1 rRNA gene is annotated in these 682 nt (G+C 35.5%); it reads left to right on the top strand.

Annotated elements, in window-relative coordinates:
- Nucleotides 1-606: 606 nt before the first annotated feature.
- Nucleotides 607-682, top strand: a 16S ribosomal RNA gene (locus IWT5_RS12335); the annotation flags it as partial.

The raw sequence follows: 682 nt of genomic DNA, 5'->3' as shown, positions 1-682 counted from the left end.
CGTGGTTGATTTTAATGAATGGGCGGGAATGCCCGTTTTTTATTAAATAGTAGTGTAACAAAAAATCTGTTATCAGTAATAGATAAAATCTATTACCAACAACAGATATTGTAGAACCCAAACTAACCGATTGACTTTGTCATTTATCTATATAAATGCAATTGCGTTTTTCTTGTAGCTAGCGTGTTCTTACGTTGCAAAGATTAGTTTGAAATTGGGTGAGGACGTGATAAGATAAATGACAACTGAACCTTGAAAGTGGCTGTTAGACAAAAGACAGAGGATTTTTTGAAAAAGTTGTGTTTTAGTGTTGACCTCGCTTTAGATAGCTGGTATAGTAGTTATCGTTGTCAAAGAGATAACACGTTTGGCAACGAGCTTGTCTGAATAACTATTCAAATAAGTTATAAAAAAACGTTGACAAGAAACACGTCAACATGATATGATTTAATAGTTGTCGAAAGGCAATTAGCAAATCAAGTAGACCTTTGAAAACTGAACAAAGTTTTGTTTCACAAATGTGCAGGGTATATCAGTTTCGGTTGATATCAAATGTAATTTGCGAAGTCAATTTCGCTAGTAATATTAATGAGTCACAAACAATCATAAATTGAGAGTTTGATCCTGGCTCAGGACGAACGCTGGCGGCGTGCCTAATACATGCAAGTCGAACGCATCCCGC

It is taken from the genome of Secundilactobacillus mixtipabuli (genome assembly GCF_002217925.1).
Lineage (GTDB): Bacteria > Bacillota > Bacilli > Lactobacillales > Lactobacillaceae > Secundilactobacillus > Secundilactobacillus mixtipabuli.
The sequence above is the reverse complement of the archived record's forward strand: the minus strand, read 5'-3'. Positions and strand labels throughout refer to the sequence as shown.